The sequence below is a fragment of the Bradyrhizobium acaciae genome, assembly GCF_020889785.1.
Lineage (GTDB): Bacteria > Pseudomonadota > Alphaproteobacteria > Rhizobiales > Xanthobacteraceae > Bradyrhizobium > Bradyrhizobium acaciae.
Genome location: NZ_JACMYK010000057.1, coordinates 1 through 15,936 on the forward strand (window position 1 = coordinate 1; position 15,936 = coordinate 15,936).

At 64.9% G+C, this 15,936-nt stretch carries 16 protein-coding genes; 8 read left to right on the plus strand and 8 right to left on the minus strand.

Going from position 1 to position 15,936, the window contains the following annotated elements; all coding sequences use genetic code 11:
• The coding region (locus H8A92_RS21490) for an NAD(P)/FAD-dependent oxidoreductase (protein ID WP_229197589.1) at positions 1–669 on the minus strand (669 nt) is incomplete at its 3' end.
• Positions 670–730: 61 nt separating this feature from the next.
• On the minus strand, positions 731–2,386 hold the full coding sequence (locus tag H8A92_RS21495; protein ID WP_229197590.1) for a thiamine pyrophosphate-binding protein: 1,656 nt from the start codon (positions 2,384–2,386) through the stop codon (positions 731–733).
• Between the two features lie 885 nt (positions 2,387–3,271).
• On the opposite strand from H8A92_RS21495, the gene H8A92_RS21500 reads away from it, so the two are divergent.
• A complete protein-coding gene (locus tag H8A92_RS21500) occupies positions 3,272–4,762 on the plus strand; it encodes a methyl-accepting chemotaxis protein (protein ID WP_229197591.1) in 1,491 nt (496 codons plus the stop codon).
• Positions 4,763–4,784: 22 nt separating this feature from the next.
• Here the strand turns inward: H8A92_RS21500 and H8A92_RS21505 are convergent, their stop codons facing one another.
• The 5 genes from H8A92_RS21505 to H8A92_RS21525 form a co-directional block, all read right to left on the minus strand.
• The gene (locus tag H8A92_RS21505) at positions 4,785–5,930 is read right to left on the minus strand and encodes an acyl-CoA dehydrogenase family protein (RefSeq protein WP_229197592.1); all 1,146 of its coding nucleotides are present in this window, start codon (positions 5,928–5,930) and stop codon (positions 4,785–4,787) included.
• A gap of 12 nt (positions 5,931–5,942) precedes the next feature.
• Positions 5,943–6,770 carry an SDR family NAD(P)-dependent oxidoreductase gene (locus H8A92_RS21510; RefSeq protein ID WP_229197593.1) on the minus strand — a complete coding sequence of 276 codons (828 nt, stop codon included), beginning with the start codon at positions 6,768–6,770 and terminating at the stop codon, positions 5,943–5,945.
• A 211-nt stretch (positions 6,771–6,981) separates the two neighbouring features.
• Positions 6,982–7,386 carry a MaoC family dehydratase gene (locus H8A92_RS21515; protein WP_229197594.1) on the minus strand — a complete coding sequence of 135 codons (405 nt, stop codon included), beginning with the start codon at positions 7,384–7,386 and terminating at the stop codon, positions 6,982–6,984.
• Entirely contained in the window at positions 7,383–7,814 is a 432-nt protein-coding gene (locus tag H8A92_RS21520; protein WP_229197595.1) for a MaoC family dehydratase N-terminal domain-containing protein, read from the minus strand. The genes H8A92_RS21515 and H8A92_RS21520 overlap by 4 nt, the downstream gene beginning before the upstream one ends.
• A gap of 8 nt (positions 7,815–7,822) precedes the next feature.
• Positions 7,823–9,007 carry a lipid-transfer protein gene (locus H8A92_RS21525; protein ID WP_229197596.1) on the minus strand — a complete coding sequence of 395 codons (1,185 nt, stop codon included), beginning with the start codon at positions 9,005–9,007 and terminating at the stop codon, positions 7,823–7,825.
• Positions 9,008–9,101: 94 nt separating this feature from the next.
• Here H8A92_RS21525 and H8A92_RS21530 point away from each other — a divergent pair, with 94 nt between their 5' ends.
• From H8A92_RS21530 to H8A92_RS21540, 3 genes are all read left to right on the plus strand, one after another.
• On the plus strand, positions 9,102–9,920 hold the full coding sequence (locus H8A92_RS21530) for a TetR/AcrR family transcriptional regulator (RefSeq protein WP_229197597.1): 819 nt from the start codon (positions 9,102–9,104) through the stop codon (positions 9,918–9,920).
• On the plus strand, positions 9,850–11,406 hold the full coding sequence (locus H8A92_RS21535; protein ID WP_229197598.1) for an acyl-CoA synthetase: 1,557 nt from the start codon (positions 9,850–9,852) through the stop codon (positions 11,404–11,406). Before H8A92_RS21530 ends, H8A92_RS21535 begins: the two co-directional genes overlap by 71 nt.
• Before the next feature lie 176 nt (positions 11,407–11,582).
• Positions 11,583–12,176, plus strand: a complete 594-nt coding sequence (locus tag H8A92_RS21540) for a DUF2889 domain-containing protein (protein ID WP_229197599.1) — start codon at positions 11,583–11,585, stop codon at positions 12,174–12,176.
• Positions 12,177–12,203: 27 nt separating this feature from the next.
• On the opposite strand, the gene pdxR is transcribed toward H8A92_RS21540, so the two are convergent.
• Positions 12,204–13,625, minus strand: a complete 1,422-nt coding sequence (pdxR, locus tag H8A92_RS21545) for a MocR-like pyridoxine biosynthesis transcription factor PdxR (protein ID WP_229197600.1) — start codon at positions 13,623–13,625, stop codon at positions 12,204–12,206.
• Between the two features lie 89 nt (positions 13,626–13,714).
• On the opposite strand from pdxR, the gene H8A92_RS21550 reads away from it, so the two are divergent.
• From H8A92_RS21550 to H8A92_RS21565, 4 genes are read left to right on the plus strand one after another with little or no spacing between them, the layout of a single operon-like run.
• Positions 13,715–14,140 carry a cupin domain-containing protein gene (locus tag H8A92_RS21550; protein WP_229197601.1) on the plus strand — a complete coding sequence of 142 codons (426 nt, stop codon included), beginning with the start codon at positions 13,715–13,717 and terminating at the stop codon, positions 14,138–14,140.
• A gap of 10 nt (positions 14,141–14,150) precedes the next feature.
• Complete coding sequence (locus H8A92_RS21555; RefSeq protein WP_229197602.1) at positions 14,151–14,612, plus strand: carboxymuconolactone decarboxylase family protein; 462 nt, start codon at positions 14,151–14,153, stop codon at positions 14,610–14,612.
• Positions 14,613–14,647: 35 nt separating this feature from the next.
• Complete coding sequence (locus tag H8A92_RS21560) at positions 14,648–15,283, plus strand: HD domain-containing protein (RefSeq protein ID WP_229197603.1); 636 nt, start codon at positions 14,648–14,650, stop codon at positions 15,281–15,283.
• 56 nt (positions 15,284–15,339) lie between these two features.
• On the plus strand, positions 15,340–15,891 hold the full coding sequence (locus H8A92_RS21565) for a GrpB family protein (RefSeq protein ID WP_229197604.1): 552 nt from the start codon (positions 15,340–15,342) through the stop codon (positions 15,889–15,891).
• The last annotated feature ends 45 nt before the right edge of the window (positions 15,892–15,936 follow it).

The window sequence follows — 15,936 nt, forward strand, 5'->3', positions numbered from 1 at the left end:
GACGCGCTTCGCGCCGTTGGCGACGGCGTGCGCGGCGAGCGCCGCGACATAGGCGCCGGGATCGCGGCAGCGACCGGCCTCCTCGACCACGACGCCGAACTTGTAGCGCGGATGCAGGTCAGGCTCGCGCTGGCGCATCTCGTCTTCGTCGAGCTCGAGCCATTCGATACCGACGCGCTTGCGGATGCGCCAACCGAGGTCGCGGTCGAACGGCGCGCGCGAGGGAAACACGTGCATCACCCCGCGCCGCTCGATCAGTTCAGCCACGCCGGCTTCCTCGGCGAGCTGCCGGTGCAGCAGCGGCGCGTCCTTCAACAGATCGCGCATTGCCCGCGCGGTGGCCTCGACCTGCTGCTCGGTCCAGCTCGACAGCAGGTATTTGACCAACCAAGGCAGGGCCTTCGGCAGATACGACCAGCGGATCGAAAGCGGCCCGAGCGGATCCATCAGATAGCCTGGCACCTTCTTCCAGGTGCCGGGTTCAGCCGGCGGGATCACCGAATGCGACGACAGCCAACCGGCATTGCCGTAGCTCGCGGCCTGGGTGCCACCGGGCTCGCCCGGATCGATCAGCGTGACGCGATGGCCCTCGCGCAGCGCCTCGATGGCGCTGATCACGCCGACCGCACCGGCACCGATGATCGCGACGTGACGGCCCGTTCCGGTCATCAGCGCTTCGCCTTTTGATTGGGCATGATCTCCTCGGAAAACCGCTTCACACCTTTCCGGATCATGCCTCGGGCACAAAATCCTTGCCGACCGACAGCGCGCGCTGATCGACCAGGCAATGCAGGATCGCCGGCTTGCCGGAGGCCAGCGCGCGCTCGAAGGCCGGCGCGAAATCTTCGGTGCGCTCGACCCGCTCGCCATGGCCGCCGAACGCCTTGGCGTAGAGCGCGAAGTCCGGGTTCTTGAGCTGCGTGCCGACGACGCGGCCGGGATAATCGCGCTCCTGGTGCATGCGGATGGTGCCGTATTGCGCGTTGTCGATGACGACGACGATCAGCGGCGCGTCATACTGCACGGCGGTGGCGAACTCCTGCCCGTTCATCAGGAAGCAGCCGTCGCCGGCGAACGCGACGACGACGCGATCGGGATGATGCCGCTTGGCCATCACGGCCGCGGGCACGCCGTAGCCCATCGAGCCCGAGGTCGGCGCAAGCTGGGCGGCGAAAGCATGGAAGCGATGGTGGCGATGAATCCATCCGGCGTAATTGCCGGCGCCGTTGCAGACGATCGCATCCTTCGGCAGCCGATCGCGCAGCCAGGTCACGACCTCGCCGTATTGGAAGCTGCCCGGCAGCTCGCGCGGCTTGTCGGTCCAGGCAAGATAATCCGCGTGCGCCTTGGCCGCCTCGCCCTTCCAGGCGGGAGCGGATGCGGGCTTCATGGTCTCGACCGCGGCGGCGAAGGCGGTGGGCGTCGCCTGGATCGCGAGCGCCGGCTGGTAGACGCGGCCGAGCTCTTCGGAGCCGGGATGGACATGGATCAGCTGCTGGCTCGGTGTCGGGATGTCGAGCAGCGTGTAGGACGAGGACGGCATCTCGGACATGCGGCCGCCGATCAACAGAATGACGTCGGCGCCGGTGAAGCGATCCTTCAGTTTGGGGCTCGGGCCGATGCCGAGGTCGCCGGCATAATGCGAATGGTCGGCGTCGAACAGCGAGGCGCGACGGAACGAGGTCGCGACCGGCAGGTCGAAACGCTCGGCAAAGCGCGCGATGCCCCTGGCCGCCTCGGCGGTCCAGGCCGAACCACCGAGCACCACCAGCGGCGCCTTGGCGGATGCCAGCATGGTGCCGAGGCGCTCCAGATCCGACGGCGCCGGCCAGCTGGCCGCAGGCTCGACCTTCGGCGCGTCGGCGACCGCCGCGGTTTCGGTCAGCATGTTCTCCGGCAGCGAGATCACGACCGGACCGGGGCGGCCCTGCAGCGCGACGCGAAACGCGCGCGCGACCAGCTCCGGAATGCGGTCGGGGCGATCGATTTCGACCGCCCATTTCGCCATGGTGCCGAACACCGCCTTGTAGTCGAGCTCCTGGAACGCCTCGCGCTCGCGCATGCCGGTGTCGACCTGGCCGACGAACAGGATCATCGGAGTGGAATCCTGCATAGCGATGTGCACACCATGAGCCGCGTTGGTCGAGCCAGGGCCGCGGGTGACGAAGCAGATGCCGGGCCGCCCGGTGAGCTTGCCATAGGCCTCCGCCATCATCGCCGCACCGCCCTCGGCGCGGCAGATCACCACATCGATCGGGCTGTCATGCAGGGCATCGAGCGCCGCCAGATAGCTCTCGCCCGGCACGCAGGTGACGCGCTCCACTCCCTGCGCGACCAGCTGGTCGATCAGGATTTGGCCTCCGGTGCGGGCGTTGCTTTTGGTCATGAGGACTCCCTACGGCTACTGGCGCGCGCCTTGGCCTCGCGCGGATCGTGGTCCCACGGGGGTATGATAGACGGAAATATGGTGCAAGGCCGAAGCCGCGTCTCGAAGGCGAAGCTGCGTCAAGCCATGCGGTAGGCAATGGGCAACGTTGTTTCGTCATCGATTTCCGCAGAGCGGACGATCCCCGCAGGAACGAAGCGACCCTAGCAAGCCAGTCGTCGTCCGCCGATCTCGCCGCCGGCTCGCGGATGAGACGTCCCGACGGAGGTCAGCTGGCCTGACCGGGGATCGCGACGCGACCGCGCTACCTATGCGTGCTTCGTTCGTGAATACTCCAACGACGCGCTGACGATATGGAGCAGCCTCGCGCTCGTCGCGACGCGCCGACTGCGACGGGTAGCGCGCATGCGCGTGAGATGATCAGCAAGCCACTTCCACAACTCCAAAGCCGCGCGACCATCGCGCGTGACGATCGACGTCAAGCGTGTTGCGGCGCGCGTGACGATCGCGTGGCACAATCTGCATACACTTCGTCGCTATATGCACGACAACAATCATTTGCAGCGCGCGTGCGCGCCCGTAAGACTACGGTGCAGCGATTGATCGCTTCATGCCTTTTGCAGCGGATCGCGTCGGTTTCACGGCAAATCATCGTCTTGCACGTCGATTTCGACCGCACTCATCGCACATTGCATCTTGCGCGATCGCGCAAGGCACACTGCATGCACTTCTGGACGGAACTCGAATCGCCTACGGTTCCAAGCAGTCAGAAATTGTAAATCGTGTGTCGCACCTGCCCGCCGTCCGGCGGCGGACGGCGTTCTGCTGCCGATCAGGTGCAACGTTTTCAGTTCACCAAATTGATATCAATGCTGGAGGCAATGCATGTTGGGGATGAAGAGCGTCGCAAGCGTGATCGGCTCCGATCATTCGTACCGGCTGTTCGACGATATGCCGATCAGTGTCATGCTCTGCGAGTTGGACAATTTCAGGATCACCTACATCAACGAGTCGACACGGCAGAACCTGAAGAAGATCGAGCATGTGCTGCCGGTGAAGGTCGATGCACTGATCGGGCAGTCGATCGATATCTTTCACAAGAATCCGCAGCATCAGCGCCGGCTGCTGTCCGATCCGAAGAACCTGCCGCACAAGGCGCGCATCACCATCGGCGGCGAGACGCTCGATCTCACCGTGACGGCGATGACCAATTCGCGCGGCCGCTACTCGGGGCCGATGCTGACCTGGGAGCTCGCGACCGAGAAGGCGCGGCTTGAAACCCAGACCGAGCGGCTGTTGCAGATGCTCGACAACATGCCGATCAACATCATGATGTGCGATACCGATTTCAACATCACCTACATCAACCAGACCAGCCTCAAGACGCTCGACATCGTGAAGCATCTGCTTCCGGTAGCGCCCGACAAGATCCTCGGCAACTCGTTCGACATCTTTCATAAGAACCCGGCGCATCAGCGCCGCATCGTCGGCGATCCCAAGAACCTGCCGCATGCGGCCAAGATCAAGCTCGGCCCGGAAACGCTCGACCTCAGGGTCTCCGGGCTGACCGACAAACGCGGCAACTATACCGGCGCGATGCTGAGCTGGTCGGTCGTGACCGGCAATGTGAAGCTGGCGGACGATTTCGAGAAGGACGTGAAGGGCCTTGCTGGCATGCTGGCGTCAGCCTCGACGCAAATGCAGGGCACCGCAAGATCGCTGACGACAACCGCCGAATTCGTCAACCAACGCTCGGCAAGCGCGGCGTCCGCGTCCGAGGAGCTCTCCTCCTCGGTCAACGAAATCAGCCGCCAGGTGACCGAGGCGAGCCGCATCGCCCGCATGGCGGTCGAGGAAGCCGAGAAATCCGACAAGCTGGTCGCAGGCCTCGTGACCATGGCGCAGAAGATCGGCGACGTCGTCGCCCTGATCAGCCAGATCGCCGGCCAGACCAACCTGCTCGCGCTCAACGCAACGATCGAGTCCGCACGTGCCGGCGAGGCCGGCCGCGGCTTCGCCGTCGTCGCATCCGAGGTGAAGGCGCTGGCCAACCAGACCGCCAAGGCCACGGAAGACATTTCGGCGCAGATCAACGAGATGCAGACCGCGACCGGCAACACCGCCACCGCGCTGAAGGCGATCTCGCAGGTCATCGTCCAGATCAGCGAGATCTCGACCGTGATCGCCAGCGCCGTCGAGGAACAGGCCGCGGCAACCAAGGAGGTGACCGCAAACATCAACGGCACGACCAAGGCCATCGACGATGCCAGCAAGGCCGCCGAGAGCGTGCTGTCGGCCTCCGGAGAGCTCGCCAGCAACGCTTCGGAGCTGGAAGTCCAGGTCGAGAAGTTCCTCAAGAACGTCCGCGCGATGTAGGCCGCCGGGGTCGCGCGCTTGCCTACAGCGAGCGCGCGATCAGGACCTTCATGATCTCGTTGGTGCCGCCATAGATCTTCTGGATGCGGGAATCGATGAACATCCGCGAGATCGGATATTCCTGCATGTAGCCGTAGCCGCCGTGCAGTTGCAGGCATTCGTCGGCGGTCTCGACCTGCTTCTGCGAGCACCACCATTTCGCCATCGACGCCGTCACCGTGTCGAGATCGCCGGCGACCAGGCGCTCGACGCACCAGTCGACGAACACGCGGGCGATCATCGCCTCGGTCTTGCGTTCGGCGAGCGTGAACGCGGTGTTCTGGAATTCGATCAGCGGCTTGCCGAAGGCCGTGCGCTGCTTGGTGTAGTCAGCGGTGATCTTGACCGCACGCTCCATCGAGGCGACCGCGCCGATCGCAAGCGACAGCCGCTCCTGCGGCAGTTGCTGCATCAGCTGCACGAAGCCGCTGCCCTCCTCATTGCCGAGCAGATTTTCCGGCGGCACCGTGACATTGTCGAAGAACAGTTCCGACGTGTCGGAGGCATGCAGGCCGATCTTGTCGAGGTTGCGCCCGCGCCGGTAGCCCTCGGCATCGGCGGTTTCAACCACGATCAATGAGATGCCCTTGGCGCCGGGTGCGCCGGTGCGCGCCACCACGATGACGAGATCGGCGGCCTGGCCGTTGGTGATGAAGGTCTTCTGGCCGTTGATGACGTAGGAATTGCCCTGCTTCTTGGCGGTGGTCTTGACGGCTTGCAGATCGGAGCCGGTGCCGGGTTCGGTCATCGCGATGGCACCGACCATTTCGCCGGACGCCATCTTCGGCAGCCAGCGCTTCTTCTGCTCCTCCGAGCCGTAATTGACGATGTAATGCGCGACGATCGCGCTGTGCACGGAAACGCCGGTGGTCAGCTCCGGCACCGTACTCTCGAGGTCATCGAGCACGGCCGCGTCGTAGGCGAAGGTTGAGCCGAGGCCGCCATAGGCCTCGGGCACGCTCGGCAGCAGCGCGCCCATCTCGCCGAGCGCACGCCAGGCGGAGCGGTCGACCAGCTTCTGCGCGCGCCATTTTTCGGCATGCGGCGCCAGGTCCTTGGCGAGGAATTTGCGGAACTGGTCACGGAAGGTGTCCAGTTCCTCGGTCATCCAGGACGATCGGTAATGCATGTGCTCCTCGTGCTAAATCAGCAGACCGCCGCCGGCGACGATCACCTGACCACTGATGTAGTTCGATTCCGGAGCGCAGAACAGATAGACCGCGTCCGCCGCCTCCTCCGGCGTGCCGCCGCGGCCGAGCGGGATCATGCGGCCCATCGCCTCCAGCATCTGCGGCTGGACGCCGACCTTGATGTCGCGGCCAGCGACGTCGATGGTCTTCTGCTGGCTCTCGATCGGCTGGGTCAGGCGGGTGTTGATCAGGCCGAACGCGACGCAGTTGACGTTGACCTTGTAGCGGCCCCACTCCTTGCACATCGTGCGCGTCAGCCCGATCAGCGACGCCTTCGCCGATGAGTAGCTCGCCTGCCCGGCATTGCCGTAGAGGCCCGCGATCGAGGAGATGTTGACGACCTTGCGGAACACCTCGCGGCCGGCCTCGGCCTCCTGCTTCGCCATCACCCGGATCGGTTCCGATGCCGCGCGCAGGATGCGGAACGGGGCGACCAGATGGACGTCGAGCATCGCCTGGAACTGTTCGTCCGACATCTTCTGGATCGTCGAGTCCCAGGTGTAGCCGGCATTGTTGACGATGATGTCGAGCCCGCCGAACTGCTCGATGGCGGCGCCGACGAAGCGGTCGGCAAAGCCTGCTTCCGTCACGCTGCCATTGACCGCGATCGCCTCGCTGCCCATGGCCTTGATTTCGGCAACGACCGCGTTGCCCGGCTCGGCATCGAGGTCATTGACCACGACGCGCGCGCCTTCGCCCGCGAGCTTCAACGCAATCGCGCGCCCGATACCGCGGCCCGATCCGGAGACGAGCGCGACTTTGCCTTGCAGTTTCGACATTCAATCCTCCCTGTAAAACTTGTCTCGTTGCCTTCCCTTCACCTCGCCCCGCTTGCGGGGAGAGGTCGGAACGCATCGCCCGATGCGTTCCGGGTGAGGGGGTACATGTCCGACCGCTCTGAGAACTCGCGGAGGCAGCCCCTCACCCCACCCCTCTCCCCGCAAGAGCGGGGCGAGGGAGCACACGATCCTTCGCGGCGAGACCTTCTCCCTAGAGCGCGATGATCGCTTCGCCGGCGAGCTTGATCTCGCCGTTCTGGTCCTTGGTGGTCAGCGCAAGCCTGGCGCGCTTCTCGCCGCCCTGCTCGATCAGCTCGGTCACCGTGCCCTCGCAGGTCAGCGCCGCGCCGAGCTGGGTGATCGCGGCAAAGCGGGTCGAGAACGAGCGGATGCGCGACGGCGTCACCGCGTCCGTCAGCGCCTGGCCGAGATAGCCCATGACCAGCATGCCGTGCGCGAACACGTCGGGGAAGCCGGCCGCCTTCGCGAAGTCGATGTCGACGTGGATCGGATTGTGATCGCCGGAGGCGCCGCAATACAGCGCCAGGCGATGCCGGGTGATCGGCGGAAACTCCTTGTGGACGATGCGGTCGCCGACTGCGGGTGCGCTGCTCATGATGGCCTCGCATTGCGCACCACGATGGTGCGCGAGACGTCGGCGACGTGGACGCCGTTCTGGTTGGTGACGGGGGTATCGACGACGATCAGCGTCATCGCCCCGCCCTTCTTGTCGGTCACGCCGGTGACGCGCGGGCGGAACGTCAGGGTGTCGCCGACCACGACGGGGGCGTGATAGTCGAAGCGCTGCTCGCCATGCAGCACGCGGGCGAGATCGATGCCGAGCGCGGTCAGGAACTCGAACGGATCGGGCGCGTCCATCATCTCGAGGCAGAACAGATAGGTCGGCGGCACCGGCGCCGCTGACCCGTCGCGGTAGACGGGATTGGTCTCGCCGAGCGTGTCGAGGAAGAAGCGCAGGCGCCCCGGCTCGACGCGCGCGGTCACGGGCGTGAATTCACGCCCGACGGCGGATTGATCGACCATGGGCGGCCTCAGGCGCGTTCGTAGAGCGTCACGACGCAGGCGCCGCCGAGGCCGAGATTGTGCTGCAGCCCAAGCCGCGCGCCCTCGACCTGGGTCGCCGCGGCGGTGCCGCGCAACTGCCGCGTCAGCTCGTAGCACTGCGCAAGGCCGGTGGCACCGAGCGGATGGCCCTTCGACAGCAGCCCGCCCGAGGGATTGGTGACGATCCTCCCGCCATAGGTATTGTCGCCGTCGTCGATGAATTTCGCGGCCTCGCCCTGGCCGCACAGGCCGAGCCCCTCATAAGTGATCAGCTCGTTGTGCGCGAAGCAGTCGTGCAGCTCGACGACGTCGAGATCCCCGGGCCCGATGCCGGCGGCTTCATAGACCTTGCCCGCGGCATCGCGCGCCATGTCGTAACCGACCACCTGCATCATGTCTGATGCACCGAAGGTCGACGGCGTGTCGGTCGTCATCGCCTGCGCCGCGATGCGGACGCTCTTGTTCAGGCCATGCTGGTCGGCGAACTTCTCCGAAACCAGGATCGCGGCGGCGCCGCCGCAGGTCGGCGGGCACGCCATCAACCGCGTCATCACGCCGGGCCAGATCACCTGGTCGTTCATCACGTCGTCGGCCGTGACCTCCTTGCGGAACAGCGCCAGCGGATTGTTCTTGGCGTGGCGGCTCGCCTTGGCGCGCACCTTTGCGAACGCGGAGAGCGGCGTGCCGTATTTCTTCATGTGGCTCAAGCCCGCGCCGCCGAAATAGCGCAGCGCCAACGGCACGCCGGGCGCGTCGACCAGTCTGTCGGCCGCGGCATCGAAATCGTCGAACGCGCTCGGACGGTCGGTGAACACGGCGCCGAGCGCGCCGGGCTTCATCTGCTCGAAGCCGAGCGCCATCACGCAATCGGCCGCGCCCGACTCGATCGCCTGCCGCGCCAGGAACAGCGCGGTCGAGCCGGTCGAGCAGTTGTTGTTGACGTTGACGATCGGGATGCCGGTCATGCCGACCGGATAGAGCGCGCGCTGCCCGCATGTGGAGTCGCCATAGACGTAGCCGACATAGGCCTGCTGGACCTTGCCGTAGTCGAGGCCGGCGTCGGCGAGCGCGAGCCTGGCGGCCTCGGCGCCCATCACATGGTACGGCGCGTTGGCGCCCGGCTTGACGAACGGGATCATGCCGACCCCGGCAACATAGGTGCGTGACGTCATCGCGTGTCCTCCCGGAAATTACCCACTGGACTATTTATTACCCACGGGTAATATACGGGCGACCTTCCGGAGTCAATGCGACAACAGCCACGCGATGGACGCCCGCATCCCCTCTTCCAACAATGAGTCACCCTGGCTGCCCTTCGAGAGCCGGCGCCGCGCCCGCGACGAGAAGCGCGAGGCGGTGCTGCGCACGGCCGTAGCCCTGTTCCTCGAACAGGGCTATCACGGCGCCACGCTGAACGAGGTCGCCAAGCGGCTCAACATCACCAAGCCGGCGCTCTACAATTACTTCCGCGGCAAGGACGAGATCCTCTACGAATGCTGGTCGATCGGCAATGAGCTGGTCGACGACTGCATCGCCGAGACCTCGGCCGGCGGCGGCTCGGGGCTCGACAAGCTGCGCAAGCTGATCGTCCGCTATGCCGAGCTGATGACCGCGGACTACGGCAAAAGCCTGGTCCGCTTCGACATCCGCGATCTCAGCGAGCACAACCGTAAGATCGTGCAGACCGCCAAGCGGCGGATCGACCGCGCCTTCCGCGACTATATTGCCGCAGGCGTCGAAGACGGTTCGGTGCAAGCCTGCGATCCGAAGCTCGCGGCGTTTGCGATTGCGGGCTCGCTGAACTGGATCGGACACTGGTTCCAACCCGGCGGCGAGTTGAGCGGACGCGCCGTCGCCGAGGAATTCGCGATCCGCCTCACCGAAGGCATCGCCAAAACAACAACGCAAGCGACATCAACGCGCAAGACAACAGCGCGCAAAGCAGCCGCCGCACCGGCTGCAGAGAAGGTGGACAAACCGCCTCGCAAGGGAAACGCAACAAGGGAGGAGACGAGTGAACATCACACACGGACTGCGGCGGGCGCTGCAGGTCAATCCAAACGGGCTCGCAGTCGTCTGCGGTGAGCGGCGGCGCAATTGGCGCGAGGTCGGCGAGCGTGTCGCCCGCCTCGCCTCCGCGATCCGCGCGCTCGGCGCTGAGAATGGCGACCGCGTCGCGATCCTGTCGCTGAACTCCGACCGTTACCTCGAACTCTACCTCGCAGTCGGCTGGGCCGGCGCCGTGATCGTGCCGCTCAACATCCGCTGGTCTCCGATCGAGAACGAGGATGCGCTGCGTGACTGCCGCGCAACGATCCTGTTCGTCGACAAGGCGTTTGCGGCGGTCGGCGCGACTTTGGCTGGCGCGATCCCCGGCCTGAAGCTGGTCTATGCCGACGAGGGTGAGACGCCCGCCGGCATGGAGAATTACGAGACGCTGATCGCCCGCAGCGAACCCATTCCCGATGCGATGCGCACCCGCGACGATCTCGCTGGCATCTTCTACACCGGCGGCACCACCGGCCGCTCCAAGGGCGTGATGCTGAGCCACGGCAATCTGATGGCCAATGCGCTGAACGCGCTCGGCGAAGGCCTGTGGCCGAGCAGCACGATCTACCTGCACGCTGCGCCGATGTTCCACCTCGCCAATGGCGCGGCGATGTATTCGGTGCTGCTGTCGGGCGGCTCCAACGTCGTGGTCCAGGGCTTCACGCCGGACGGCGTTGCGGCCGCGGTGCAGAAGGAGGGCATCACCGACGTGCTGCTGGTGCCGACCATGATCCAGATGTTCGTCGATCATCCGACGCTCGGCAATTACGACCTGTCGTCGTTGAAACGGATCGCCTACGGCGCCTCCGTGATCAGCGATGCCGTGCTGATGCGCGCCATGAAGGCACTGCCGCACGTCGAGTTCACGCAAGCCTACGGCATGACCGAGCTGTCGCCGATCGCGACGCTGCTGCACTGGAAGGAACATATCGGCGACGGGCGCGCCAAGGGCCGGCATCGCGGCGCCGGCCGTGCCACGCTGGGCGCCGAGGTGAAGATCGTCGACGCCCTGGATCAGGTGGTGCCATCAGGTACCGTCGGCGAGATCGCGGTGCGCGGCGATATGGTGATGATGGGCTACTGGGAGCGGCCGGAGGAAACCGCACGCGCGGTGATCGACGGCTGGATGCACACCGGCGACGGCGGCTACATGGACGCGGACGGCTTCGTCTACGTCGTCGACCGCGTCAAGGACATGATCATCTCCGGCGGTGAGAACGTCTATTCGGCCGAGGTCGAGAACGCCCTCGCCCAGCACCCGTCCGTGGCGCAATGCGCCGTGATCGGCATCCCGAGCGAGCGCTGGGGCGAGCAGGTCCACGCCGTGGTGGTGATGAAGAACGGCGCCAGCACCACGCCGGAAGAGCTGATCGAGCACTGCAAGGCGCTGATCGCCGGCTACAAATGTCCGCGCAGCGTCGACGTCACCGCGACCCCGCTGCCGCTGTCCGGCGCCGGCAAGATCCTGAAGCGCGAGCTGCGCAAGCCGTATTGGGAGAACCGCGAGCGGCGGGTGAGCTGATGCTCCGTCATTCCGGGGCGGTCCGCAGGGCCGAACCCGGAATCTCGAGATTCCGGGTCTGGTCCTTCGGACCATCCCGGAATGACGATGCCTCATGACGCTGCTTCACCAGCGGCCGTTGACATCGCCGCATGCGGCCGATTGGATCGGTTCGAGATTCAATCCAGCGAGTTCCGATGTCCGCACCTGATACCAACGCCGACGGCAAGTCCCGTCGCCTGATGCACCGCCGCTCCGTCGAATGTCTCGGTTATCTCCGTGACGACGGGCTGTGGGAGGTCGAGGCGCGGCTGGTCGACACAAAACCCTATGCGCGGCAGGACAAGCATCGCGGCCTGCAGCAACCCGAGGACCCCGTGCACGACATCCGCCTGCGGCTTGCGGTCGACGACAGCTTCACGATCCGCGAGACCGGCACCACGATGGCCTCGACGCCCTACCCGTCCTGCCTCGACGTCGAAGGCATCCTGCAGCGGCTGGTCGGCGAACGTATCGGCAAGGGCTGGCGCGAGCTGATCCGTCGCAAGATCGGCAGACTGGAGACCTGCACCCATCTCGCCGAGCTCTTGGGTCCTGCGGTGACGACCCTGTTCCAGACCGCGACCTCGGGCAAGGACCCGCAGGGCCGCGGCGCGCTCGATCACCAGCGTGACGCCACCGAGCCGCCGTTCTTCGTCGGCGGCTGCTATTCGTGGCGGCTGGACGGACCTGTTGTCGCCGAGACATTCCCGCAATTCGCGAAGGCAGTCGAGGCCAAACGGGATATTTGAGCTTGGCCTGCGTTGCGGCACCCCGGCCTATGCAGGCACGTGTCCCGCGAGCCGGTCGATGATGTTGAAGAGCCGGTCACAGGAAGCCTCGATCCTCTTTTGCGGGGACGTGGCGATGCCGAGCATCAGGCCGGATCGCGCTGAAGCGCTCGACGCATACCAGAGCGACAGAGGCGTAGGCGCCAAGCCGAATGATGCCAGCTCCCTTGCGATCGAGAGGTCGGACGTTCCGTCCGGCAGTCGCAGGATCGCGGCCAATCCACCGATGGTCACGTCTTTGGCACGGGCACGCAGGCATTTGAGCAACGCTTCACCCTGCGCCGCATAGACCCGCTTCGTGCGGCGAAGATGCCGCAGATGGTGGCCATCGCGGATGAATTCGGCGGTCGCGAGCTGCACCGGGGGCGCTGGCGCCGGGGCGAGACACGCGGCGATCTCGGCAAACCGGGGCATCAGGGAGGGCGGTGCGACGACAAAGCCCAACCGCAAGGCCGGCGTCAGGGTTTTACTGAACGATCCGATGTGAATGACGCGCCCGGCACGATCGAGCGAGGCGAGCGCCGGCGTGGCACGGCCCTTCAACTGAAGCTCGCTCAGATAGTCATCCTCGATCACCCAGACTCGCTCCTGAGCGGCCCAATCGAGCAGACGCGCGCGTCTTGCCAGCGAGAGTGTGAAGCCGAGCGGTGCCTGCTGTCCGGGAGTTACTACCGCCAGCGCGGCATCAGGCGCGTGTTCCAGACCGTAACCGACGTCGATGCCGTCAGCATCGACCGGGATCGGCGCGATCGACATCCGCGCGAGCTCAAGACCGTGCCGGGTAAAAGGAAAGCCCGGCTCCTCCATCCAGACTTTCTTCTGTTCGAGGCCGAGGACATGAAGCGTCAGTCCAAGGCCGCCGCTGAAGCCTCCTGTGATGAAAACCTGCGAGGCCGTGCACGCGATCCCTCGCGCCAGCGCAAGATACGCCGCGATCTCGCGCCGCAACTCCAATTCGCCGCGCGGATCCGGGTAGAGGGCCGGCGCGCTCATACCTGCGCGAACCGCCTGCGTGTGCAGCCTCGAGAACAGCTTGGCCGGAAACGTCGCCTGCGCGGGTACGCCCATCTGGAAAGTGGCCGGCCCCGCGATGAGCTCCTGATACGTCTCCATGAAGGAGCCGGGATCGGGAGCCTCTTCCTGCACGGCGGCGAAGGAAGGCCGATCCGCGACATGCGTTCCCCGCGCGCGTGAAGCGACGATCAGCTGCGCAGAGGAAAGCATTTCATAGGCCGCGCGCACGGTGCCTCGCGCAACGCCGAGCTGAGCCGCGAGGTCCTGCCAGGAGGGCAGACGTGCGCCGGGGGCGAGCACGCCGGTCTCGATAGCGGCCCCGATACCTCTGCGAATCTGCTCCGCGAGCGGCGTCTTCGCAGATCGATCCAGTTCCAGTCGCAACGGTCCGGTCATGGGCCTTAGTACACGATTTTTGCCTGTTCTTGGTGCTTTTATATGAACCAAGGCGAAGGCACCTATGGAAGCAAAGGAGAGCACCGACCATGCAGATGCCATCCATCCTCGCCGCCTGCGCTGCGCTCGCCATCGCCGCGGCAACACCTGCCCCTGCTCATGAGACGGGTCAGACGGTCACCCCGACCTTCCAGCAGGCGATCACCAATATTCCCGGCAAGTCGCTGATCGCCGTCGTCGTCGATTATGCGCCGGGCGGAGCGTCGCCGTCGCACATCCACGCCAAGTCGGCTTTCATCTTCGGCTACGTGCTGTCTGGCGAAATTGAATCGCAGGTCAATGACGGACCGACTCGGGTCTACCGCACCGGCGAAAGCTTCTACGAGACGCCGGGTTCCCGCCACCCCGTCAGCCGCAACGCCAGCAAGACCACGCCGGCAAAGCTGCTCGCCGTGTTCGTCGTCGACACCGACGACAAGGAACTGACCACTCCCGTCAAACAAAACGATCGTTAAGGAGCCCGTCATGAGCATGCGTCTCGATTACAACCGTATTGCGCCGGCGGGCGTTAAAGCCCTGGGCGGAGTCTACGGCTATGTCTTGCAAAGCAGCCTACCCACCACGATGGTCACCCTCGTCTACTTGCGCATCTCGCAGATCAATAACTGCGCCTATTGCCTCGACATGCACACCCGCGACCTGCTCAAGGGCGGGGTGAGCGTCGAAAAGCTGGCACTGCTGCAAGCGTGGGCAGAAGCCGGCGATCTCTTCGACGAGCGCGAACGCGCTGCCCTCGCATGGGCGGAAACGGTAACCCGCGTCGCCGATACCGGCGTGCCGGACCAAGCTTACGAGGCCGCCCGCGCCGTCTTCGATGAACGCGAGCTCGTCGACCTTACCATCGCGATCGGCCTGATGAATGCCTACAATCGCATGGCGATCAGCTTCCGGAATACGCCGCAGGCCGCGATCGAGATGGCAGCGTGATGAAGGTCGACAGCATGGAGAAAGGGAGCCAACAAATGACCGAGATTTCCGGCATCAAGATTCCCGACAGCAAGCTGGCGCGCGAGGCAGCCGAGCTCGTGCGCCAATATGAAAACGAGCTGCTGTTCAACCATTCGGTTCGCGTCTATGTGTTCGGTGCGATGAAGGGAATCCGCCAGAAGGTGAAATTCGATTCCGAGCTGCTCTACGTCGCGGCACTGTTTCACGATCTCGGCCTTGTCGATCACTATCACACCGAGACCAAGCGCTTTGAAGTCGACGGCGCCGATGCTGCGCGCGAATTTCTCCGGGCGCGCGGCATCGCGGAAGCGAAGAGCGATCTGGTGTGGGAGGCGATTGCCCTGCACACCACCCCGGGGATTCCACAATACATGCGGCCGGAAATCGCGCTCACCAACGCGGGGGTCTTGGTCGATGTCGTAGGCGTTGGATACGACGACTATACCCCGGAGCAACGCCAGCAGGTCATCGCCGCATTTCCGCGCGGTGATTTCAAGAACGAGTTTCTCAAGATACAGACGTGCTCGGCCTTGAAGAAGCCCCAGACCACGTTCGGAACCGTCAATTTCGACTACATCGAAGATCGCGATCCGACATTCCGGAAGCCGAATGCATGCGTCCGCATCCGCAACACTTCCTGGCAGAGTTGAGACTTCGTCGGCCGTTCCCCGCGTGATATTCTGTGAACGCAATCAGGGGATGGAACGTGGAGAAGTACGGCGCCGGGTCGATCGTTGTCTCCGACTATGACCCAAATTGGCCCATATTGTTCTCGCAGGAGCGGACGCGGATCGAGCAAGCTCTCGGCGCGTTCGCTCTGGCCGTCGAGCACATCGGCAGCACGGCCGTGCCAGGCCTGCCGTCGAAGCCCATCATCGACCTGCTGGTTGGCGTGCCCAGTCTCGAAGAGGCCAGGCAACGCTGCATCAAGCCGCTTGAGGCATTTGGCTATATCTACATGCCGCAATATGCGTCATGGATTCCCGACGAGTTGTTCTTCCGCAAGGGGCCTCCGGGTCCGTGGACCCACCATCTGCATGTGATGGAGCCGTCGCATCCGCGATGGGACGCCCGCCTGGTATTTCGCGATTACCTGCGTGCGCACCCCGACGTCGCCCGCGCCTATGCCGACATCAAGCGCGCCCTCGCCACCTCTTCAAAGGATAACATCGAGGCCTATCGGACCGGCAAGGATGTTTTCGTCGCGGAGACAACAGCCAAGGCGCGCGCATGGCGCGCCTTGGCGGAAGATCAATAGCAGCGCCGGACCGCGGGGCGGGTTAGCCGACCACGTCCGCCGTGG